This is a genomic window from Methylocapsa acidiphila B2, from assembly GCF_000427445.1.
GTDB classification, from domain to species: domain Bacteria; phylum Pseudomonadota; class Alphaproteobacteria; order Rhizobiales; family Beijerinckiaceae; genus Methylocapsa; species Methylocapsa acidiphila.
The window spans coordinates 2,373,600-2,395,237 of sequence record NZ_KE386496.1 but is presented as its reverse complement, the minus strand read 5'-3'; the positions used below and the strand labels follow the sequence as shown (position 1 = coordinate 2,395,237).

General features: G+C 61.9%; 16 protein-coding genes. 2 read left to right on the top strand and 14 right to left on the bottom strand.

Going from position 1 to position 21,638, the window contains the following annotated elements:
• Positions 1-19 precede the first annotated feature (19 nt).
• The 13 genes from METAC_RS23650 to ccmA form a co-directional block, all read right to left on the bottom strand.
• Positions 20-3,304 carry a two-partner secretion domain-containing protein gene (locus METAC_RS23650; RefSeq protein ID WP_198017216.1) on the bottom strand — a complete coding sequence of 1,095 codons (3,285 nt, stop codon included), beginning with the start codon at positions 3,302-3,304 and terminating at the stop codon, positions 20-22.
• A gap of 354 nt (positions 3,305-3,658) precedes the next feature.
• Positions 3,659-4,420, bottom strand: coding sequence for an ABC transporter permease (locus METAC_RS0113760; protein WP_026607494.1), 762 nt, complete (start codon positions 4,418-4,420; stop codon positions 3,659-3,661).
• Complete coding sequence (locus METAC_RS0113755) at positions 4,417-5,337, bottom strand: ABC transporter ATP-binding protein (protein WP_026607493.1); 921 nt, start codon at positions 5,335-5,337, stop codon at positions 4,417-4,419. Before METAC_RS0113755 ends, METAC_RS0113760 begins: the two co-directional genes overlap by 4 nt.
• A 181-nt stretch (positions 5,338-5,518) precedes the next feature.
• Entirely contained in the window at positions 5,519-5,998 is a 480-nt protein-coding gene (locus METAC_RS0113745; protein WP_026607492.1) for a winged-helix domain-containing protein, read from the bottom strand.
• Positions 5,999-6,485: 487 nt separating this feature from the next.
• Positions 6,486-9,539 (bottom strand): O-linked N-acetylglucosamine transferase family protein, encoded by a 3,054-nt coding sequence (locus METAC_RS0113740; RefSeq protein ID WP_036255592.1) that lies wholly within the window; start codon positions 9,537-9,539, stop codon positions 6,486-6,488.
• A gap of 79 nt (positions 9,540-9,618) precedes the next feature.
• On the bottom strand, positions 9,619-10,224 hold the full coding sequence (locus METAC_RS0113735; RefSeq protein ID WP_026607490.1) for a DsbE family thiol:disulfide interchange protein: 606 nt from the start codon (positions 10,222-10,224) through the stop codon (positions 9,619-9,621).
• A complete protein-coding gene (ccmD, locus tag METAC_RS23645) occupies positions 10,221-10,409 on the bottom strand; it encodes a heme exporter protein CcmD (protein WP_051335572.1) in 189 nt (62 codons plus the stop codon). Before ccmD ends, METAC_RS0113735 begins: the two co-directional genes overlap by 4 nt.
• On the bottom strand, positions 10,399-11,172 hold the full coding sequence (locus METAC_RS23640) for a heme ABC transporter permease (RefSeq protein ID WP_036255590.1): 774 nt from the start codon (positions 11,170-11,172) through the stop codon (positions 10,399-10,401). The genes ccmD and METAC_RS23640 overlap by 11 nt, the downstream gene beginning before the upstream one ends.
• A gap of 172 nt (positions 11,173-11,344) precedes the next feature.
• A complete protein-coding gene (locus METAC_RS0113720) occupies positions 11,345-12,145 on the bottom strand; it encodes an outer membrane protein (RefSeq protein ID WP_026607489.1) in 801 nt (266 codons plus the stop codon).
• Positions 12,146-12,489: 344 nt separating this feature from the next.
• Entirely contained in the window at positions 12,490-13,071 is a 582-nt protein-coding gene (locus tag METAC_RS25245; protein WP_051335571.1) for a hypothetical protein, read from the bottom strand.
• An 84-nt stretch (positions 13,072-13,155) separates the two neighbouring features.
• Positions 13,156-14,064: a DUF2092 domain-containing protein gene (locus tag METAC_RS23630; protein WP_198017215.1), complete on the bottom strand. Its 909-nt coding sequence runs from the start codon at positions 14,062-14,064 to the stop codon at positions 13,156-13,158.
• A gap of 109 nt (positions 14,065-14,173) precedes the next feature.
• Entirely contained in the window at positions 14,174-14,851 is a 678-nt protein-coding gene (gene ccmB, locus METAC_RS0113700) for a heme exporter protein CcmB (protein ID WP_026607488.1), read from the bottom strand.
• Positions 14,848-15,453 (bottom strand): heme ABC exporter ATP-binding protein CcmA, encoded by a 606-nt coding sequence (gene ccmA, locus METAC_RS0113695; RefSeq protein WP_026607487.1) that lies wholly within the window; start codon positions 15,451-15,453, stop codon positions 14,848-14,850. Before ccmA ends, ccmB begins: the two co-directional genes overlap by 4 nt.
• Positions 15,454-15,587: 134 nt before the next feature.
• Here ccmA and acnA point away from each other — a divergent pair, with 134 nt between their 5' ends.
• Together acnA and leuB are read left to right on the top strand one after the other, a co-directional pair.
• Positions 15,588-18,314 carry an aconitate hydratase AcnA gene (gene acnA, locus METAC_RS0113690; protein ID WP_026607486.1) on the top strand — a complete coding sequence of 909 codons (2,727 nt, stop codon included), beginning with the start codon at positions 15,588-15,590 and terminating at the stop codon, positions 18,312-18,314.
• An 81-nt stretch (positions 18,315-18,395) separates the two neighbouring features.
• Positions 18,396-19,508: a 3-isopropylmalate dehydrogenase gene (gene leuB / locus METAC_RS0113685; RefSeq protein ID WP_026607485.1), complete on the top strand. Its 1,113-nt coding sequence runs from the start codon at positions 18,396-18,398 to the stop codon at positions 19,506-19,508.
• 239 nt (positions 19,509-19,747) lie between these two features.
• On the opposite strand, the gene METAC_RS23625 is transcribed toward leuB, so the two are convergent.
• Positions 19,748-21,349, bottom strand: a complete 1,602-nt coding sequence (locus METAC_RS23625; RefSeq protein ID WP_051335569.1) for an outer membrane beta-barrel protein — start codon at positions 21,347-21,349, stop codon at positions 19,748-19,750.
• Between the last annotated feature and the right edge of the window lie 289 nt (positions 21,350-21,638).

Below are 21,638 nucleotides of genomic sequence, written 5' to 3'. Positions count from 1 at the left end.
TTCAGGCCAGAGCGTTTCGCTACTGGGCTTTCTCGGGGGCGGAGCCGCCGTTCTTGGAGGAACTGTCCTCCAAATTGTAGCGCTCGCCGTCGATCTCGATATGGCGGATGGTGGCGCCGAAGCCGGCGCCCTTGACCTTCACGACAGCTTTCCGCGTCGTTGACCTGGAGGACACATGATGACGCGCGCGGGGCGCCTCGCTCGCGGCGTTCTCCTCCTCGCCTGCGGCGGCCTCCGAATCGCCGCCGCGGTTTGCTCGCCCCCCGCCGGCTGCGCCTGAGGATGGCGGCGGCTCTTTGATCGTCAGGTTGTCGTCGATCTTAGGACCGGCGATGGCGGCGACTTTCTCCTTGCCTGCGGTTGATTGCGATCCGCTCGGCGGCGTCGCCGCCGTCATCTCCGCATTGGTCGTCGAGATCACATTCGCCGCCGCCGTTGCGGTCGCCGCCTCCTGCGCGAGCTGTTGAGCCGCGGCCGCCGCGGCCGCCGCAGCCGCGTTTTGATAGGTGCTGTTGGCGACTGTTCCGCCATTAGAACCGACCAACCCGTTTACATTCGCCTTGCCCGTCACCGTCCCGCTGGCAGTGCTATCGCTGATTGAGCCAATTTCGTTTGACCCGACCAACCCGCCGACATCGACGGTGCCATTCACATTCCCGAAGGCGTGATCGCCATTGAAGGTGCCGTCGAAGTTCAGTCCGACCAGACCTCCGACTTCGAAGGCAAGCCCGCTGGTGCTCACATTCCCATAGGACGTGGAATTGGTGATCGCGCCGCCTGTCCCATCGAAAATATTTGAAGAGTTTGACCCAACCAGGCCGCCTATATTCTGTACAAAGGAGCCATTCGTCGCAGTCACGGTCAGATTGACATTGGAGGCGGAGTCAATGATGGAGCCGCCGGAATTCTCTCCAACCAGCCCGCCATAGTTTTGGCCATTGACCTGGGTATAGGTCCATGTCGCATTCACGGTTCCAACCGCGCTCGATCCTGTGATCTTGCCAGGGCGGCTTGTACTGTCGAAGCCCGAGGCGTTGTACCCGACCAGTCCGCCGACCTCCCAGCCGTTCGTGGCTGTTATGTCCACAAAGGCGTGGGAGTTGTTGATGGAGCCTGCGTTGTACCCGACCAGCCCGCCGATGTTGGTGCTGAAGGTAAGGCTGCTGCCGCCATCGCTCAGCACGCCTGCGCTCGTTATCTTCGCTTTGGCGCTGGAGTTGTCTATGGTCCCGAGATTGAACCCAACCAACCCGCCATAGTCCGAGCCGGCGTCGAGGGCCGATATGGTCGTGACCGTATGTGCGTTGTCGATAGCGCCCTGATTGCGGCCGACCAGCCCGCCGACCTGGAAGACCCCCGTCATTATCGCGTTGATCGCGTAGACGTTGCTGATTGAGCTTCCCTGGTTATTGACTCCGGCTAAGGCGCCGTCGGCGCCGCCTCCTCTGCCAACTCCGGTATCGTCGGTGATTGTCGCGTTCACCAGACCGATGTCGCGGACTGTGCCGGTGCTCGAGACGGTGCCGTCAGTGGCAATTGAGCCAACTTGGCCGATCAAGCCATCGTTGCCGTAACCTTTTGTGTCAGTAATGGTCAGGTTGCTGACCTTGTGCCCGAGCCCGGCGAGCGTGCCGGACAAGGTATTGATCACGGAGCCGGAATAAGTCTTGCCTGATGCGTCCAAATTCTCGGCGAGGGCATAGTACCCTGTCGCCGCGGTGTAGACAGGCGTTCCATCCCAATCACTGTAAACCTGGTTCCCATTGGCGTCGAGCACCGGCGTGCTGATCGCCTCGAGCTGGGCCATGGTGTGGATGAGCGTGTAGGCCTGGCCGTTGATGGAGAGGCTAGCGTTGTCGCCGCTCAGCGTGATCGAGGCTGGACTGACCTGCACGCTTCCATCTGAGTTCGTCGTTATATTGTTGATGTAATAGTCCGTCCCCGCCTTGACGCTCCCGGTGGTCGCGTAGCCGCCATAGTTCAGCACGAGCCCGGCGGAGAGGCCCGTCGCCGTGATCGGCGCATTGATGTTGATATTGTTCGTCGCGTCCAGAGTCAGGGTCGTGTTCGCCGACCAGGTCACGGGCGCGTTGACATTGATGTTCCCGTCGACGCCATGCCCGTCGGTCGATTGCAGCGTGATGTTGTTGAAGCCAAGAAGACTGCTGAGAAGAGTCCCGCTGATGTCGGCTTGAGGTCCCCCGATGTTGAACCCGTCGGGGTCGATCAGCCAGGTTCCGTTGTCGCCGCTCGCCGATTTGGTGGTGATGACAGCGTCGTCGGCGATCGTGACCCGGTTGCCGCTGGTCTCGATCTTGCCGCCATTTCCGCCCTTCGGCGCCGAGGCGTCGAGCTTGCCGGCGACTTTCACAGTTCCGCCAGAAGCCAGAAGCTTGATCGATCCCACATGCGCTGTCGCCGATGCGCCGGAGCCGCCTTTGAGCGCCGCCATGGTCTGCGCCTGGATGACGCCGCTATTGTTGACCTGCGCCGAGAGCACCGCGTCGGCCGCCTTGGCGGTCAACACCACCCGCCCACCGTCGGCTTTGATCGCGCCCTTGTTCTCCACCAGCGCGTTCAGCGTCCCTTCGTCGATGGTCACGTCGACAAGGGAATCTCCGTTGAAATTGAGGGCGATCTTATTGCCCGAGGCCATGGCGACGGTCCCCAGCGTGGCCGTGATCACGCCCTGGTTGGAGACCGTTTGGCCGAGCAGCGCGACATAGCCGCCGTCGGCTGCGTGGATCGTGCCCATATTGACCACGGAGGCCGAGGAGGAGCCAGAGAATACGTAGTTTCCGGCCATGAAATTCTTGTTGGAAATGTCGAGCGTTGAGGCGACGAGTCCGCCGACATTGACCTGCGAATCCTTGGTGAAGAGGACGCCCGCCGAATTGATGATGAAGACCTGACCATTGGCGTTGAGCGCGCCGGAGATGATGCTTTGCTCATTGCCGATGACGCGGTTGAGCGTCACCGACGAACTGCTCGGCTGGTTGAAGTTGACTGTCTCCTGGGACCCGATGGAGAAGCCCTGCCAGTTGATGATGGCCTTGCTGCTGGACTGGTTGATGTTGGTCGTGCTTCCAGACTGCGAGATATTGGCCGAGCCCTCGACGACGGTTCCTCCAGTTGGTCCAGCGAGCGCCGCATCCTGCAGCGCCAGCAGAGCGGCGACAGCCGTCGTGGTCAAAAGGACGCCGTGCAGTCCGCGAAGATTGATCGAGGCTGTGGGTAAGGAGGGCGTCGCGTCGGGCAGGGGCAGGCGCAGTAAGCTATCTATCTGAGAATTCAGGTATTGCATGACCTGGCGCCCTTCTAGCCTGCGCATAAGGGCGCAAAGCGATATATAAGTGAACATAGCTATATTGGTAAGGACATGGCTGCCGCTGCGTCAAACGAAAAATCGGCGCGTGAATCCGATCTCCGCCGGCTGTGGCAAATTAGCCACCGGCGTCGAAGCGCACCGGCGATGCTGGGGCAGGGGCGATGATTGGGAGCGACGGGAGTTTCCCTCGGGGCCGGCCATTGCGGGCTTGTCCGAACCCGCGCATCGTCAACGCTGCGGAACAGCTGCGTCGGCCACGACAGGGGGCGAACTTGGGGAGGGGCAGGCTGACGGCGGGCGTCTAGGCCCGTCAGGATCTCTGCGCGCCGATTAGGCTCTCAATCGGTATCCGGTTTTGAAGATCCACCACACCGTCGTCAGACATAGGAGCAGGAAGCCCAAGGTGAAGCCGAGGCTGACGCCGACATTGATGTCGGAGGCCCCAAAAAAGCTCCAGCGAAATCCGCTGACCAGATAGACGATGGGATTCGCCATCGTGACGTTACGCCAGAATGGCGGCAGCATGCCGATCGAGTAGAAGCTGCCGCCGAGAAAGGTCAGCGGCGTTACGATGAGAGACGGCGTCAATTGAAGCTTTTCGAAATTATCCGCCCAGATGCCGATGATGAAGCCGAAAAGGCTGAAGCTGACGGCTGTGAGAAAAAGAAAAATCACCATCCACAATGGGTGTGCGATCTCATAAGCTACGAACAATCGAGCGGTTGCGAGAATAATGACCGCGAGCATGATCGATTTGCTGGCCGCCGCGCCTACGTAACCGATGACGATTTCGCGATAGGAGATGGGCGCGGAAAGAATCTCGTAGATCGTGCCGGAGAACTTCGGGAAGAAAATGCCGAAGGAACCGTTCGAGATGCTTTGCGTCAGCAGAGACAACATGGTCAGCCCGGGCACGATGAAGGCGCCATAGGAGATTCCTTCTATCGACGCGATGCGCGATCCGATCGCAGCGCCGAAGACGATGAAATAGAGCGAGGTCGACATCACGGGCGCGACGATGCTTTGAAGCAACGTGCGCCAGGTGCGCATCATCTCGAATATGTAGATTGCGCGAATGGCGTAAAAGTTCATGGTCTGGCCCTGACCAGGCTGACGAAAATCTCCTCCAACGAGCTCTGGCTTGTCCTTATGTCGGTGAAGTCAATATGGAGCTCGTTCAGCCCCTTCATCAGCGCGCCGACCTTATCGTCATGAGGATCGAATGCGTAGACGAGCTCGCTCCCGTCGGCCGAGAGCTCGAGCCGAAAATCGGCGAGCTTGGCGGGGATTGAGGTTAGCCTCGTCCGCAAATTGAGCGTCAGTTGCTTCTTGCCGAATTTGTTCATCAGCGCCGTCTTGTCTTCGACCAAGACGAGTTCGCCTTTGTTGATCACGCCTATTCGGTCCGCCATCTCCTCGGCCTCGTCGATATAATGTGTGGTGAGGATGACCGTCACGCCGGTTGCTTGCAAAGACCGAACCATCTCCCACATGCCGCGGCGAAGCTCGACGTCGACTCCGGCGGTCGGCTCGTCGAGAAACAAGATCTTCGGCTCATGCGACAGCGCTTTGGCGATCATCACGCGGCGCTTCATGCCGCCTGACAGAGTAAGGATTTTGCTGTCCTTCTTGTCCCATAGGGAAAGCGCTTTCAGGGTTTTTGCAATATGATCCGGGTCGGCGGGCTTGCCGAAGAGGCCGCGGCTGAAGCTCACGGTCGCCCATACGGTCTCGAACGCATCCGTGGCCAGTTCCTGCGGGACGAGACCGATCTTGGATCGGGCGGCGCGATAATCCTTTCGAATATCGTGGCCGTCAGCGACGACTGTTCCCTCGGTCGGATTGACGATGCCGCAGACGATGTTGATCATTGTCGTCTTGCCGGCGCCGTTTGGGCCGAGCAAGGCGAATATTTCACCGGGGTAGATGTCCAGATCGATATTCGTGAGGGCCTTGAAGCCGGACGCGTATCTCTTGCCGAGGCCCGAAATAGAGATGATCGGCTGCATGCCCTGCCTTATCAGAAAAAAGAGCGAATCGCGCCGGATCGCCACGCTTTTCGCGTGCGATGGGCGCACGCCGTCGCGCGCCGATTGCGCCTATTTGCGTCCTTGTAGCGCGAGCGGCGGAAATAATGACTAGCCGCGCGAATAGAAACAGGTCGAAAGGCGATGGGCCCGACGATTGACCTCAACTCGCCGCGCCGATTTCCTCCGCCTGGCCGCCGGGAAGTGGGCGGCCGCGCCGCGCCCTCGAGGCCAGCGTCCAACTGCCATGCTCGTTCCTGACGAGGCCGCGTTTTTTCAACGCTTGAAGCGAGAAGGAGACGGTTCGATTATTGATGTCTCTTCCAGAGGCCTTGATATGCTCGGAGATGGCGGCTGCGGAAAGGGCGCCATGCTGTTCGAGCGTTTCGGCGATCGCCGAGCCGATCGTCTGGCGCGCCCCAACCGGCGCAATCGCCTTTGACTTGCGTCCGGCTCTTGCCGGCAGCGCAGGTTTCGGCCCTCGCCGTCTCCTTGGCGCCGGCGCCATTGTCGGGGTTCGACGCGTCGAAATTTTCTCGAGGGCCTTGAGCTCACGCTCAGCGATGCGAAGATCGCCGATCTTCGCCTCAAGTTCGACGATTTTCGCTTGGATGCGTTCGAGTGCGGTGTCCATGATGGCCATGCTCATGTTGCGCGTTTATGGAAGACTCGGGCTGGATCGAGCCGCATGCCGATCCCAACATGTCGAGACATGGGAAGCTTCGGCGTGATTGCAATCCTCGGCCGCGCAAATGCGGAGATTTGCCGCGTGCGACGCTGCCCGAAAGCAGCCGAATCATATGAATTAAGTTTCGACTCTATAGCGCCCTAAATGTCAACACCGTTAATCTGCAACATGGCCGCAACGAAGCGTAATGAACAGATGGCCCATTGAAGGGATATTGTGGTTCGGCCATGCGGGCTGCAAAATTCGCGCATTTCAAGCCGCCTGCTCGCTGCTCGGCTGTGCGCTGTTAGCGCATTGGATTTGGCGCGAAAGGACAGGGGTGGAGGGAGAATCTCGTTCCGCTCAGCGTCGAACGTGAACGACCGGACGACGGCAAGGAGGCCGCAACCGTGGGAAGGCCGGAAATCAGCGAACGCCGCGCCCGGGGAAACGCAATCGAGCTTCATCCTTGCTTGATGGCGACGACCTCCATGCAAACGCGGTAGCGTTCGCTGACATGATAGGCCGCCGGCGTGAATCCATGTTCCTCCAAAAGGTGGTAAAGCCGCTGGCGCGTGAAATTGTGATAGTGCTCGATCTCGCCCCAATAAGGATTGACGTTATTCGCGTGCAATAGGCGCCAGACCATATTGTCCATGTTCGGCATGGACAGGAACAGGGCGCCCTGGGGGAGCAGCAGCCGGCGCGCCGCCGCTAAGCCGGCTTTTGGGAAAGGCATATGTTCGAGCACGTCAGCCATGCTCACGACGCTGAAGCGCTCGTCATGCTCGAGCTCCTCGATCGATAGGCTATGCGCCTCGTAGCCGAGTCCGATCAGCGCCTGAACATTGTCCTTGCGCAAGTCGAGCCCGACCGGGACATAGCCCCATTCCTCCGCGGCGAACAAGAGCGAGCCGCTGCCGAAGCCAACGTCGAGCCAATGCCCGCCGGGGGCCACATGGCGCGCGATCCGCTCGACGACGCGCGCCGAAACCAGTCGCTGCCGCTCCATGTCGAATCCAACCGTCTGGTTCGGTTGCGTTTTTGCAAAGATGAGCTCGCAGGCCCCGTCGTCGAAATAGCCGTCGGTGAAGACATGACCGCAGCTTTGGCATTCGCGCCATGTCATCACGGGCGGCAGCGCGGGATGGTAGATCGGATGTTTCGAGCAATCTGCGTTGATAATCGCCGGAATGTCGGCGTGATCGCAAAGCGGGCAGGAAAGATAGGCAAGCCTTTGGATCTTGGCCGTCGCGACCGGCGTTTCGGGCGCCGCCGCGATGGCGAAGGCTCGCGGCTCGCGCTTTTGCTCGAAAATTCTCCACATATTTTCGAGCGCGGCCTCGAAATCGCGCGTATAGGCCGCAGCGTCGAAAAGGGGTGAATTCAGCCGGTTGCCGATAAGCCTGTGGCGGACGCCCTGCAGCAAATCTGGCTCGCGGGCGAGCCGCAACGCCAGCGATTCATAGGCCGCCGGAGAGGCTGTGGCGAGTTCCGGCAGGCCTACGGCGTGCAGAAGGCTTCCCGCTACCCGGCCGGCGAATGTGTGTCCGACGCAAGTCAAGACCGGCAGGCCCGCCCATAGCGCGTCGCTCGCCGTCGTATGGGCATTGTAAGGCAATGTGTCGAGAAAGAGATCCGCCAGCCGATGGCGGGCGAGATGTTCCGGCGAGGCGAGTTTCGGAGCGAAGACCAGGCGATCGGGATCGACGCCGCGGGCGGCGGCTTCCCGGACGAGATTGCGCTTGGCGAGATCGTTCGTGTCGAGAAGCCAAAGGACGCCGCCCGGGACATTGGTCAGGAGCCGCATCCAGATGTCGAAGAATTCGGGCGTGATCTTGTAGCTGTTGTTGAAGGAGCAGAAGACGAATCCGTCCTCTGGAAGACCGCATTCCCCTCGCGTCGGGGTCAGGTCCGCGATCAGCCGGCGCGCGTCGTTCGGCTGATAGCAATGGGGCAAATGAACGATCTTCTCGCTGAAGGCCTCCTGCTGATCCAGCGGCAGGACGAACGGATCGGCGATGACGTAGTCGATGAAATCCGCTCCCATCGTCCCGGGGAAGCCGAGGAAGCTCGCCTGGACCGGCGCCGGCCGGCGGGCGGAGATCCCCGTGCGCGCGCCTTTGGTGTAACCCTTCATCTCGATCAGAATGTCGATCTTGTCCGCACGGATGCGCGCCGCGGCCTCGTCGTCCGAGAGCGCGCGAAGATCGACGAAATGATCGAAGGCGGCGCGTAGCCGCGCGCTCATTTCGCTGCGATCGTCCGGCCCATGAGAATAGGCCGTGATCTCGAAACGGGACGAGTCGCAGTGCTCGAACAATTCAACCGCCAGAAGCGCCGTCGCATGGCGGCAAAAATCCGCCGAGAGATAGCCTATCCTCAACTTTCGGCCGCTCGCCGGCTCCGTCGTCGAAGGCGCGAAAGGTTTGGCCCCCCGCGCGACGCTCGCCGCATAGTTGCGGCTGTTGCGCAGCTGTTCCGCCGCGGTCGCCCGCGTGCCGAGAATGGCGAAGGGATGCACCGGCGTCGGATCGCGCTCCATGGACGCGCGAAGCTCCGCCTCTTCGGCGTCGATCCCGGTCCAGTCGCAGATCAGACGGCGCTTGTGATGCAGCCACGCCCGCACCGCGATCAGTTTCGGATCGAGCTCGAGCCCCGCCCGGAACGATTGGATGGCCTCGTCCAATCGGCCGAGCTCGTCCAGAGCCGCGCCCAGATTGACATGCGCTTCGGCGAGCGTCGGGCGCAATGCGAGAGCTTCACGATAGGCGTCGACCGCCTCCTCGAAATTCTCCTGGCTTTGCAGCACATTGCCGAGATTGACATAGACCTGGGCGAAATCGGGCTGTAGGGCGATTGCGCGCCGATAAGCCTCGATCGCCTGGTTCGGTCGTCGCATCTCCTTGAGAATATTGCCGAGGCTGAAATAGGGCGCAGCCGCGTCGGGCCTTTGCGCAATGACGCTGGAGCAGGTTTCCATCGCCTCATCGGGACGCCCGAGCTTGCGCAAAACATTCGCGGCGTTCGACTGGGCCTCGACGAAGCTCGGATTGAGCGCGGCGGCGCGCCGATAGGCGGCGAGCGCGGCTTCGAGCTGGCCTTGGTCCTCGAGCGCCGCGCCGAGGTTGGAATGCGCCTGCGCGAAATTCGGATCGAGCTCGACAGCGCGCCGCGCCGCGGCCAGAGCGCTTTCGGTCTTGCCCATGGCCCGATAGATCGCGTTGAGATTCGAATGAGCTTCGACATAGTCGGGCTTGACCGCGACCGCCCGCTCGATCAGCCTTTCGGCGACCGCGTGGTCTCCCCGCCGATGGGCGATGAGGCCGAGATGGTGCAGGCAGACGAATTGGTCGGGCGAATTGGCGAGAATGGCGGCGTAGATCTCTTGCGCCTCGTCATCTCGCCCGGCGCGAAAAAATTCGAGCGCGATCGCCAGTTGATGCGGGACGATAGACCCGACGGCCGGCTCAGTAGCCTGCGCCTCGGACAAGTATCCGCTCGCCAATCCCGCCATGATCGATCCTCAGTCGCTCGTTTTAAAGCAAGCGGGAGGATTATGCGGTCATCCTTGCCTCAACCCTGCGGCTGCGGCCTCAACGCAAGATCTTCTCAACCTCGGGAAGAATTGTCTTCTGATAGGCCTCTTCGGTCATAGGCCCCACGAATTTATACGCGATCGTCCCGTCGCCTTTGACGAGATAGGTTTCAGGCACGCCGTAAACGCCCCAATCGATCGCGACGCGACCGCTGCGGTCCGCCCCGATCATCGCATAGGGATCGCCGCTTTGTCCGAGAAAGCTGCGGATATTGGCGGGATCATCTTTGTAGGCGACGCCGACGATGCGCAGGCCGCGCCCGGCCAGCGCCTGATCCGAGGCGAGGCGCATCAGAAACCCATGCTCTTGATGGCAGGGAACGCACCAGGAGGCGAAGACATTCACGAGGGTAGTGCCGCCGCGGCGAAGGTCCGCATCCGAAAATCCCGGCCGGTCCGCGAGCCCATCCACCGGCGGCAGGACGAAGGTCGGGACCTGCTTACCGATCAAGGCGGAGGGCAGGCGTGACGCGTCGCCGGAATAGAGCCGCGCGAAAAAGAGCGCCGCCAAGGCGACGAAGACGACCAAGGGAAGGTAGAGCAAGGGCGAGCGACTGAGGCTGCGCCTTTTCTGCGGGCTTTCCGAGTCCGGCGTCGCGCTCATGTCCTGCTCTTGCGCTCCGTGGAGACGACCTGCGAGACCTCGCGCTCGCCTCGCTCAGGAAATCGGGACAGAGCCCGCTTCAGCCGCCGGTAATCGAGCAATGTCCATGCAATCATGGCTCCGACGACGACGAAGCCGATGGCGTAGGCGGCGATCACGAAGCCGAAATTCGGGTCACTGCTCATAGGCCGCCTCCAAGGAGGACGGCGGCCGGTCGGGGCTGGCCTCCTCGGCGTCGGCCGCCAGGATCGACAGACGGCGCAGACGGCGGCGCAGGATCTCGTTGCGGATCACCAAGAGATGCAGGGTCATGAACAAGAAAGTAAAGGCGAGCGCCATGACGATCAGCGGCCAGAGCATGGAGCCGACGATCGTTGGCCCGCCGAGACGGAACACCGAGGCCGGTTGATGCAGCGTATTCCACCAATCGACGGAAAATTTGATGATCGGGATGTTCACCGCGCCGACCAGCGTGAAGATCGCGGCGCCCCGCGCGGCCTTGCCTTGATCCTCGATCGTCGTCCACAAGGCGACGAGGCCGAGATAAATGAGGAAAAGGATCAGGACCGAGGTGAGCCGCGCATCCCAGACCCACCAGGCCCCCCACATCGGCTTGCCCCAGAGCGATCCGGTCACGAGGCAGAGAAAGGTGAAGCCGGCCCCAAGCGGCGCCGCGGCCTTTTGCGCGGCGTCGGCGAGCGGATGGCGCCAGACCAGCGTGCCGAGCGCCGCGGAGGTCATGACGACATAGGCGAACATGGAGAGCCAGGCCGCGGGGACATGAAGATACATGATCCTGACCGTCTCGCCCTGCTGATAATCCGCCGGCGCGACGAACCAGGCGAGATAAAGGCCGAGGCCGAGCAGCAGAGCTGTCAGAGCCGCGAGAACCGGCGCGGCCAGCTTGACGAGCCGCAGGAAATTCGTCGGATTGGCGTAGTTTTGCATGGGCGTCCATCTAGGCCCGCTCTGGCATAAAGGCAAATCAGTTGCAGGCGGTTCGACCGCAGTTTCGCGCCGGGCGAGAGGAGCGTCCGGTAGAACGGCCGAACCAGAGAGGCGGGGGAGCCCGACGCGTCGCTGGGCGCCAATTAGATGAAAGTTAGAGCGGTGTCCGCCCTTAATATTTTGCGATATTGGTCCCGGGCGGCGCAAACCAGTCAAACTTATAGTTCACGCCGGCGCGAATGATGGCCGCGGCAGTATTAAAGCGGAGATTATATTGCGCTCCTGCCGGAAAGGTGCCGGAGCCGGGAGACACCCAAGTCGCATTGGCGTTGCTGAGATCCGCGTAAAGCGCTTCGCCTTTTAAGGTCCAATTCGGGGTTAGCGCATATTCGACGCCTCCGCCTGCGACCCACCCTATACGCGTTGTGTTAACGCCGAATGAAGGCGTGTTCCAGGTCGTGGACGTATAGGAATTATACTGAATGCTGTCGTTCAGGTTCCCATAGGCGAGACCCGCCGTGAAATAGATCAATGCCCGGTCGAATGCGACGCCAAGGCGGCCACGAACTGTGCCGAGATAGTTGAGGCGGTTCGTTTCAGAGGGATAGAAAGCGTTGATCGCTCCGTTGGGGTCCGTGTAGGTAGCCTTATTGCTCAGCCAGTTTATGTCGGTCTCGAGCCCATAAACAAACATTCCAGCCTGCACATTGACCCCAAGCGTTCCGCCGCCGGCGAACCCATTGGTTCGATCATTTGATAATCCTGGATAGCCAAGAAACGCGCCCTGGAGATCGTCGATTGTGTGGAAGCCTTGGGCGAATCCGGCCGTCGCCCCGAGATAGACGCCGCTCCAGGTGAAAGCCGCGGGCGGTATGTAAACCGGCGGAGGCGCGCGCGAGGGCAGATCGGCTGCAATGGCGTTCGTTGATACGGAGGCGACCGCAGCTGCGAAAAGTGTAAACTTGCGAATCATTTGGTAGACCTTTCGTGTTGGGGTATCCGACACAAAGGCATTTTCGCTTTTGTGCTAAAGTGACGTAATACAACATTCTTAAATGTTTACTTTCGTCCCATTTAGCCGGAATGGCGAAAACGCGCGCCTGCGGCCTGCGACGCGGCGCATCTACGCGACCATGGTTCTGATTTTTGGAGGGTGACGACGGGCCGGAAGATGGCGGCGGCAAGCCTATGCTTCAGGCCGATGGAGGCCCTTAAGCGATGGGGCAGCGCAAATTTTGTCATCGCGCGCGCGAGGCTTCAAAGCGGGCTGCCTATCCGCCGCCCGCCCATGCGTCCTTTATTATTCGCCGCCTGTGCTCAGAGCGGCGGCACGACGCGATAATAGAGGCCGTTAGCTCCGTAATAGGGCTGGTACCAGGTTCCGCCACAGACGTAATAATTCACGCCCTCGACGACTTGGTAGGGACAGCCGGCCGGCACCGACGCCACCAAGGTCCCAATCGCGACGGCCGTCGCCGCCGCCGCGACCCCGACGGCCGCTGCGCCGCAATTCCAGCAACCGCCATGGTAATAGCTATTGACCACGGCTGGACCATGAAACCCGCCGGCGTACAAGCCGCCGGCGTGCCAGCCGTCTCCGTGCCAGGTGCCGCCCCAGTCGCCGGCGCCGTGATAGACCCCGCCGCCATTGACCGCCGTTCCATGCAAACCCTCGCCTGCGACGCCGCCGGCATGCCAAGCGGTCCCGCCGCCGGTGACCCCGCCCGCGTGCCAGCCGCCGTCCATGCCGCCGGCATGCCAGGCGCCGCCTCCGCCGCCCAATCCGCCGCCATGAAATCCTCCAAAGCCGCCGCCGCGAAATGCGTCGGCGGGCTGCGGCGCGCCGATGGTCAGGGCGAAGGCGAGGACGGCGGCGCCCGGAAGCAGATTGCGTGTCATGGCTATAGACCTCATTGGCGATCCTTCAGGCGATTGTGCGCTCGACCTCGATCCTTGTTCAAGCCGCCGCGCCGCGCCTCATGGTCAAGGCTTTGCGCTCTGCGCCGCGTCGGGCCGGGCGAAGGGGATGCGCCTCGTTGAGGCGGTCGTTCGGGGCGCGAATTCGGCGTCCTCGGCGTCCTCGCCGTCGAGCTTCCAATCGGAAAACTCGATGGAATGGCGCGGCTTGTCTGGGCCGTCCGCGGAGGTCGCCCAGATGAGCCGCGGCAGCTTGTCTTCCGTCCCGATCCAGATTTGCAAATGCACCTGCGGATCGGAAATCGAGACGATGTCGGTCGTCGTGTCGCCGACGAGCTTTGACTGGCCGATGACGAAGGCGCTGGTCAGCCCGTCGGTCAGGGCCTTGTAGGGATCGGAAACGATGAAATCGACAAAGGGAAAGTAAACGCCTGCCTTTTGATAGAGAGCCTCGAGCGCCTGATCGAGTGTCCCGGGAACCTGAGCGGAGGCGATCAAATCGGCGTAGGGGGTGAAGACCGCCGCCTCCTTGCCGTCGAAATAAAACTCCGTGGGCGGACCGTCGCCGGGGACGATGACTCGAAGCTTGTTCGGCCGCACGAGAAGGACTTCGGACCGGGTGAGATAGAAAAGTGGCTGGCCGTTGCGGGCGGGCACGTCGAACGCGCCGCGCGCCACGAAGGAAAGGCTCTTGGCTTGGGCCAGCCGTTCGCTCGAGGCTTTGAGAAGAGCGAGCGCGGCCGGCTCAATCGCCGGATGGTCCGGATCGCTCGGCGCCGGCGCGGGCTTCTCGCTCGCCACCGGAGCGGCGACGTCAGCGGCCGGCTTCTTCTCGCTCGCGTCGGCCGGGGCTTTTTCATGCGTCGCCGGATGTTTCTTGACGACGGCGGGAGGCTTTTGCGCCAAAGCGCAGGGCGCGGCTCCGAGAAAACCCAGGGCGGCAGCAAGCAAGAGAACGCCGAGCTGTTTCATCATGGCCTCGATCGCCGATAGCTTCGCTTTGACCTTTGATCTGATAAATGTTTTCAAGCGCCAAGTAAATTGCCGCATAGGCGGAGCCAAGCCCCGGCGACGCGATCCTGGATCATTCGCCCATGCGTCGTAGCGCCGCGCCGGCGGCGATTGGCGCGCCGACGAGCGCGAAGAGGGTGAGCGCGCAAAGGATGAGGAACGGCGCGGCGGAATCGCTTGGTCCGCTCGCAGCGGCGACCCCGAAAATGAGAACCGGCACGCAAAGCGGCAGAATCAGGACGGCGAGCAAGAGCCCGCCGCGCCTTAGACTGACCGTGAGCGCCGCGCCGATGGCGCCGATCAGCGTCAGGGCCGGGGTGCCTGCGAGAAGAGACAAGGCGACGCTCGCAATTTGATTCGCCGGCAGCGCGAGCATCAAGCCGAAGAAAGGCGCGGCGAGGACGAGCGGCAGGCCGGTCAAAAGCCAATGGGCGAAACATTTGACGAGGACGATTAGCTCGATCGGAGCCCGGCTCATCAACAGGAGATCGAGCGACCCGTCTTCGTGATCGGCCTGGAACAGGCGGTCGAGCCCGAGCAAGGTGGCGAGCAAACCGGCGATCCATAGGATGGCCGGCGCGATCCGCGCGAGCAGCACGAGATCGGGGCCGACGGCGAAAGGCGTCAGAGTCACAAGAATTAGAAAGAAGACGACCCCTAAGCTGGCGCCGCCGCCGATCCGCCGACCTATTTGCAATTCACGAATAAAGAGCGCGACAAGCGCAGATCGGGGCGCGGGAGCCTCGCTCATGCCGCCGCCCCGAGCCGCAGCTCGCGCGCCGCGAGATCGAGACTCGCATGGGTCGCCGCCACGATCATGCCCCCCTCATTCAAATGCGCTTGCATGACCTTCGTCATCGTCTCCTGCGAAGCGGCGTCGAGCGCGGTCGTCGGTTCGTCGAGCAGCCAGAGCGGCCGCTTCGCGACGAGGAGCTTAGCGAGCGAGACGCGCCGTTTTTGCCCCGCCGAAAGATAGGCGCAAGGAAGCGCCGCGACGCGGCCGAGGCCGAAAGCGTCGAGCGCCGTTTCAGGGGAGCAGCCGCCGCGCCCGGCGCCGAGAGCCGCGGCGAAGAACGCAAGATTCTCGCGCGCGGTCAGCGCGCTTTTGAGCGCGTCCGCATGGCCGACGTAATGGGTCATTTCGTAGAGCGGCTCGTCCGAGGCGGGCGCATAGGAAATCGCGCCTTCAGCGCTCGGGAGAAGGCCCGCGAGCGCGCGCAGCAAGCTCGACTTTCCGGCCCCGTTGCGGCCCGTGACGACGAGACTCTCGCCGGCCTGGAGCGTGAAGGACAATGCGGAGAAAACGATTCGCCCGCCGCGCTCGACGCTGAGCCCCGATACCGAAAGCTGCATGATGAAGGACCAGATCCGCGCCGCGCTCGTGAACGATGGCCTTGCTTATCATCCATGTAGCTCTCGCCCGAGAAATTATTTATAAGCCCGATTGTCTTCTCCCTTTTTTCATACGCTTTCCGTGGACAATTCAGATGGCCTCGCTCGATAGTTTCAAATCCCGCAAAAAGCTCACGGTCGGCCGCAAGACCTATCATTATTTTTCACTCAAGGCGGCCGAGAAAAACGGGCTCGCGGGCATCGGGCAACTGCCGTTCTCGATGAAGATCCTGCTCGAGAATCTGCTTCGCTTCGAGGATGGACGCTCGGTCACCAAGGAAGACATCGAGGCCGTCGCCGCCTGGCTCGTCAATAAGGGCAAGACCGAGCGGGAGATCGCGTTTCGGCCGGCTCGCGTCCTGATGCAGGATTTCACCGGCGTGCCGGCGGTCGTCGATCTCGCCGCCATGCGCGACGCGATGACGAGCCTCGGCGGCGATCCGCAAAAAATCAATCCGCTGGTTCCGGTCGATCTCGTCATCGACCATTCGGTCATCGTCGACGCCTTTGGCAGCGCCAAGGCGTTCAAGACCAATGTGGATCTTGAATATAGCCGCAACGGCGAGCGTTACCGCTTCCTGAAATGGGGCCAGGACGCCTTCGACAATTTCCGCGTCGTGCCGCCGGGCACCGGTATCTGCCATCAGGTCAATCTCGAATATCTCGCCCAGACCGTCTGGACGCGGAAGGAAAAATATACGCCGGCTCGGGGCAAGGCTGAGACCGTGGAGGTCGCCTATCCGGATTCTCTCGTCGGCACCGATTCGCACACCACGATGGTCAATGGGCTTTCGGTTCTCGGCTGGGGCGTCGGCGGCATTGAGGCCGAGGCCTGCATGCTGGGCCAGCCGCTCTCCATGCTCTTGCCGGAAGTGATCGGCTTCAAGTTGACGGGCGCGCTCGCCGCCGGCGTCACGGCGACCGATCTCGTGCTGACCGTCACTCAGGCGCTTCGGCAAAAAGGCGTCGTCGGCAAATTCGTCGAGTTCTATGGCTCCGGGCTCGATCATCTGTCGCTCGCCGACCGCGCGACCATCGCCAATATGGCGCCGGAATATGGCGCGACCTGCGGCTTCTTCCCGGTCGACGCGGAGACGATCTCCTTTCTCACGACCTCGGCGCGCACGCCGGCGCGCGTCGCGCTCGTCGAGGCCTACGCCAAGGCGCAAGGCCTTTATCGCACGCGCGCCTCTGAGCCCGTTTTCACCGAGACGCTCGAGCTCGATCTCGGCGCCGTCGTTCCGTCCATGGCTGGGCCGAAGCGTCCCGAGGGCCGTATTGCTCTGGGCGCCGTGGGCCCTGGCTTCAAGACCGTGCTCGAAAGCGAATACGCGAAGAAGGGAGAGGCCGAAAAGCGCTTCCCGGTCGAGGCTAAGAATTTCGACCTCGGCCATGGCGACGTCGTGATCGCGGCCATCACCTCCTGCACCAACACGTCCAACCCGAATGTGTTGATCGGCGCCGGCCTGCTCGCCCGCAACGCCATCGCCAAGGGCATCGGCGTGAAGCCCTGGGTCAAGACCTCGCTCGCGCCGGGAAGCCAGGTGGTCGCCGAATATCTCGCCGCTTCCGGGTTGCAGAAATCTCTCGACAAGCTCGGCTTCAATCTCGTCGGCTTCGGCTGCACGACCTGCATCGGCAATTCGGGTCCTTTGGCGCCCGAAATTTCCAAGTCCATCAACGACAATGGAATTGTCGCGGCGGCGGTGCTGTCGGGCAATCGCAATTTCGAGGGCCGCATCAGCCCCGACGTGCAGGCGAATTATCTCGCCTCTCCGCCCCTCGTCGTCGCCCATGCGCTCGCCGGCACGGTCGCCAAGGATCTAGAGACCGAGCCGCTCGGCCATGACAAGAAGGGCAATCCGGTCTACCTGGCGGACGTCTGGCCGGACGACAAAGAGATCGCCGAATATATCGAGACCTATGTCACCAAGAAGGTCTTCAAGGCGCGCTACGCCAATGTGTTCGACGGCGACGTCAATTGGCGCAAGGTGAAGGCGCCTGTCGGCGAGACCTATAAATGGGACATAGGCTCGACCTATGTGCAAAACCCGCCTTATTTCGAGGAGCTGAAGCTCGAGCCCGAGCCGGTGAAGGACATAGAGAACGCCCGCATCCTGGCGATTTTCGGCGACAAGATCACCACCGACCATATTTCCCCGGCGGGGTCCATCAAGGCCAATTCGCCGGCCGGAACCTATCTGCTCGAGCGGCAGGTCTCGCAGGCCAATTTCAACCAATATGGCACGCGGCGCGGCAATCATGAGATCATGATGCGCGGCACTTTCGCCAATATCCGCATCAAGAATTTCATCCGCCGCGGCGCCGATGGAATCGTGCCGGAGGGCGGCTACACCAAGCATTGGCCGGACGGCGAGGAAATGTCGATCTTCGACGCCGCGGTCAAATATCAGGCCGAGGGCGTGCCGCTCGTCGTGTTCGCCGGCGCCGAATATGGCAATGGCTCCTCGCGCGATTGGGCCGCCAAGGGGACAAGGCTGCTCGGCGTGCGCGCCGTCATCGCCGAATCCTTCGAGCGCATTCATCGTTCTAATCTCGTCGGCATGGGCGTGCTGCCGCTGACCTTCGAGGCGGGCGCGACCTGGGAAAAGCTGAAGCTCAAGGGCGACGAGGAAGTGACCATTCACGGCCTCGCCAAAGGCTTGCAGCCGCGCCAGCCGATGGAGGCGCAGATCAAATATGCCGACGGCAAGTTGAAGAAGGTCCCGCTGCTCTGCCGGATCGCGACGCTCGACGAGCTCGATTACTTCAACAATGGCGGCATCTTGCCCTACGTCCTGCGCCAACTCGCGGCGGCGTAAAATTCACGGAACTCTTTGCATCGAGGCGCGGAAGGCTTTTCATCCTTGCGCGCCTTTTTCTCATGAGGCGGATCAATATAGATGGCTGCTTACAAGCTTTTCGTGCTTCCCGGCGACGGCATCGGCCCCGAAATCATGGCCGAGGTCGAGAAAATTACGGCTTGGTTGACGCGCGAGGGAATTGTCGGTTTCGAAATCGAGAAAGGTCTCGTCGGCGGCGCTGCCTATGACGTCCATGGCGTTGCGATCAGCGACGCGGACATGGCCCGCGCTGAAGCGGCGGACGCGGTTCTGCTCGCGGCGGTCGGCGGCCCGAAATGGGACGGCGTACCCTATGACGTTCGCCCGGAGGCCGGATTGCTGCGGCTGCGCAAGGATATGGCGCTCTTCGCCAATTTGCGCCCCGCGATTTGCTATCCGGCTTTGGCCGACGCCTCCTCGCTGAAGCGCGAGCTGGTCGATGGGCTCGATCTCATGATCGTGCGCGAATTGACCGGCGGCGTCTATTTCGGCGAGCCTAAGCAGATCATCGATCTCGGCAATGGCCAGAAGCGCGCGATCGACACGCAGGTCTATGACACTTACGAGATCGAGCGGATCGGGCGCGTGGCCTTCGAGCTCGCGCGCAAGCGCCGCAACAAGGTGACGTCTTCGGAAAAGCGCAATGTGATGAAATCCGGCGTTCTCTGGAACGAGGTCATCACCGCCCTGCGCGCGCGTGAATATCCCGACGTTGAGCTCGAGCATCAGCTCGCCGACGCGCTCGGCATGCAGCTCGTGCGCCGGCCCAAGCAGTTCGACGTCATCGTCACAGATAATCTCTTCGGCGACATGCTGTCGGACGTGGCGGCCATGCTGACCGGCTCGCTCGGCATGCTGCCCTCGGCCTCGCTCGGCGAAACCAATCCGCAGACCGGAACCCGCAAGGCGCTTTATGAGCCGGTTCATGGCTCGGCGCCGGACATCGCGGGCAGGGGAGTCGCCAATCCGATCGCGATGATCGGCTCGCTCGCCATGGCGTTGCGCTATTCCTTCGGCCTCGGCGCGATCGCCGACAAGATCGAGGGAGCGATTTCCGGCGTCCTCGACAAGGGCTTGCGCACCGCCGACATCGCCGCCGGCGCGAAGGAGACGCTTTCGACCGCCCAGATGGGCGACGCGATTCTCGAGGAATTGCGGATCGCGTTCAAATAAGACGGCGTCGACGAGCAACGGCCAGCCCGGAGCAGGGACTGCCGCCGCTCCGCGAGACGCGCCCCATCCCGATCAAAGGCGCGAGCGGGCGACTTTTCCTGGTGCGGAGTGGGACACGGCGATCCGCGCGTCCCGCTCGGGCCATTTGAAGGTAAAGGCGCCTCGGCGGGCCGCGCCCGCCAAGCCAACGCAAGATGGAGGCGGAGAAATCGCTTTCTCCGTTCCTCGTCGGAAAATGCTCAATATTTGGCGACGACGGCAGGTGCGGCGATGTCGCCAAATTTGTAGGACGCCTGGACAAAGGCGCCGTAGCGCGTCGAGGTCACCGTCTCCGCCTGGCGCGAGTCAGCCCCTGGGAAATGGGTCGAGACGTGTTGCGCTTGAAACAGCCAGTATCGACCCCCGACGCCGATGTCGATCCGATCGGTCAGCGCGTAGGAGAGAATAGACTCGGCTTGGAATCCGTTGAAGCCGTGGCCGCTGTCATATTGGGGATTGATGTCGGAGCGCTGCCAGTGATTGTCCTTGCCGAGATAGGCCATATAGGGCAGCCAGACCGCTTCGGCCGACCATTTCAAGCGGTCGGTTAGCATCACGTCGCCGCCCAGGCCGACCCTCGCGGCCTGCCAAGTTTCGGTCTGGCCGAGAACAAGCGTGTTTGAAGGCGCGAAGCTGTTCGTCGGGTAGGCTATCTGCCAGCTGCCATAAGCGTTCATGCGCTGGCTGTAATAATGGTATCCGAGGAAGCCCCCGACGCGCCAAGAGGTCTCATGTAGGAAAACATAGCCGAGGTCCGCGCTCGCATAAATGTCGCGCCCGCGCTGAGTCGAGCTCACGGTGTTTGAATAGTCCTCCTCCGTGGTCGGGAAATCCTCGTCGTTCATGTGGCTGCCCAAGAGATCGACGCCGCCGAAATAGCCCTTGGCGAAGACGCCCGAGACATGATCGGCGCGGGCGAAGCTCTCCAATGAGACCCCGGTCTGATTTGGCCAGGTCAGCCGGGAGACGAGCTGCGCCTTGGTCGGGCCGCCATATAGAAATTCTTGGAAGCGGCCGCTCGAAAAGCCGACTCGGCCGCCGAACTCGCCGGCAATGTCGCCTATGAAAGCTGGCGTGGGGGCGGACAAATTGGCGCCGGGATTTGCTTCGGCGAAGCGGTAGTTCAGTCCGAATTTCGCGACATGCTGGTCGCGGCGGATTGAGAAGCTGTTGAAGGTCGGAAAGCCCGGAACCGTGAAGCCAATCGTCTTCGTTCCGAAATCATAATAGTCATATTCGCCCTTGGCCGACCAGTTGCCGCCAAGCGCATATTCGAGTCCCGCGCCGAGCGTCCAGCCGAGACGATCGGCGCTCGCTTGAGCGGGATTGGCCGGGAAATTGTTGAAGTTGAAGCCCGGACTGACCACGTCATATTGATCCGAGGCATAGGCCAAGCCGCCCTTGATGAAAATCAACGTGCGCCCAAACGCAAAGCCAAGCCGGCCCGCAGAGCTCGCGAGCGCGTCCGTTTTGGCGTGGCAGGGGTCTTTCGAGCCGCGTTGGAAGGGGAGATCGTTAGTCGGCTTCACGCCGACGACGGCGCCGCAGGCCGCATTTCCATCGAGTGGGCCAAAGGAGGCGTCGGCCTCTATGCCAAGCACAAAGGCGCCATATTGATAATTATAGCCGAGCTGAAGGCCGCCGAGCAGGCCGCTCTGCGCGCCATTTGCTTGAACGTCTGGCGGGACATTGCGGCCGCGGTCGGCGGCGAAATAGCCCGTCGGATTGCTCCAGGTTGAGTCGCCTACGGCGAAGCCGCCGTGAAGGCCGACATAGGGGCCGGCCCAATTGACGCCGTCCACCGCGATAACCGGCGGAGGCTGGAGAAGATCCGCGGCCCTACCTGAAGAAAGGCCGCCAACAAGGAAAATTGAAGTAGCGCCGAGAGCAGCCCAAACTTGTCTTGAAGAATGCATCTCGTCCTCGCGATGGTAAAAGGACCAACGAGTAACGATCTCACATAGTCTTCAGACGTCAATAAGCGCCTCCCTGGCGCGGTCCGAATCGGCGGCGTTATGGCGGGGAGGCCACAGTTTGTGGAGCAGCCGGCGCGTTGCGCTCATTTGCGCGGCTCGCGGCAATTTGCTGCGC

Coding starts and splice junctions, on each gene's coding strand:
- METAC_RS23650 (WP_198017216.1), bottom strand. CDS start 3,304: ATGCAATACCTGAATTCTCAGATAGATAGCTTACTGCGCCTGCCCCTG.
- METAC_RS0113760 (WP_026607494.1), bottom strand. CDS start 4,420: ATGAACTTTTACGCCATTCGCGCAATCTACATATTCGAGATGATGCGC.
- METAC_RS0113755 (WP_026607493.1), bottom strand. CDS start 5,337: ATGCAGCCGATCATCTCTATTTCGGGCCTCGGCAAGAGATACGCGTCC.
- METAC_RS0113745 (WP_026607492.1), bottom strand. CDS start 5,998: ATGGCCATCATGGACACCGCACTCGAACGCATCCAAGCGAAAATCGTC.
- METAC_RS0113740 (WP_036255592.1), bottom strand. CDS start 9,539: ATGGCGGGATTGGCGAGCGGATACTTGTCCGAGGCGCAGGCTACTGAG.
- METAC_RS0113735 (WP_026607490.1), bottom strand. CDS start 10,224: ATGAGCGCGACGCCGGACTCGGAAAGCCCGCAGAAAAGGCGCAGCCTC.
- ccmD (WP_051335572.1), bottom strand. CDS start 10,409: ATGAGCAGTGACCCGAATTTCGGCTTCGTGATCGCCGCCTACGCCATC.
- METAC_RS23640 (WP_036255590.1), bottom strand. CDS start 11,172: ATGCAAAACTACGCCAATCCGACGAATTTCCTGCGGCTCGTCAAGCTG.
- METAC_RS0113720 (WP_026607489.1), bottom strand. CDS start 12,145: ATGATTCGCAAGTTTACACTTTTCGCAGCTGCGGTCGCCTCCGTATCA.
- METAC_RS25245 (WP_051335571.1), bottom strand. CDS start 13,071: ATGACACGCAATCTGCTTCCGGGCGCCGCCGTCCTCGCCTTCGCCCTG.
- METAC_RS23630 (WP_198017215.1), bottom strand. CDS start 14,064: ATGATGAAACAGCTCGGCGTTCTCTTGCTTGCTGCCGCCCTGGGTTTT.
- ccmB (WP_026607488.1), bottom strand. CDS start 14,851: ATGAGCGAGGCTCCCGCGCCCCGATCTGCGCTTGTCGCGCTCTTTATT.
- ccmA (WP_026607487.1), bottom strand. CDS start 15,453: ATGCAGCTTTCGGTATCGGGGCTCAGCGTCGAGCGCGGCGGGCGAATC.
- acnA (WP_026607486.1), top strand. CDS start 15,588: ATGGCCTCGCTCGATAGTTTCAAATCCCGCAAAAAGCTCACGGTCGGC.
- leuB (WP_026607485.1), top strand. CDS start 18,396: ATGGCTGCTTACAAGCTTTTCGTGCTTCCCGGCGACGGCATCGGCCCC.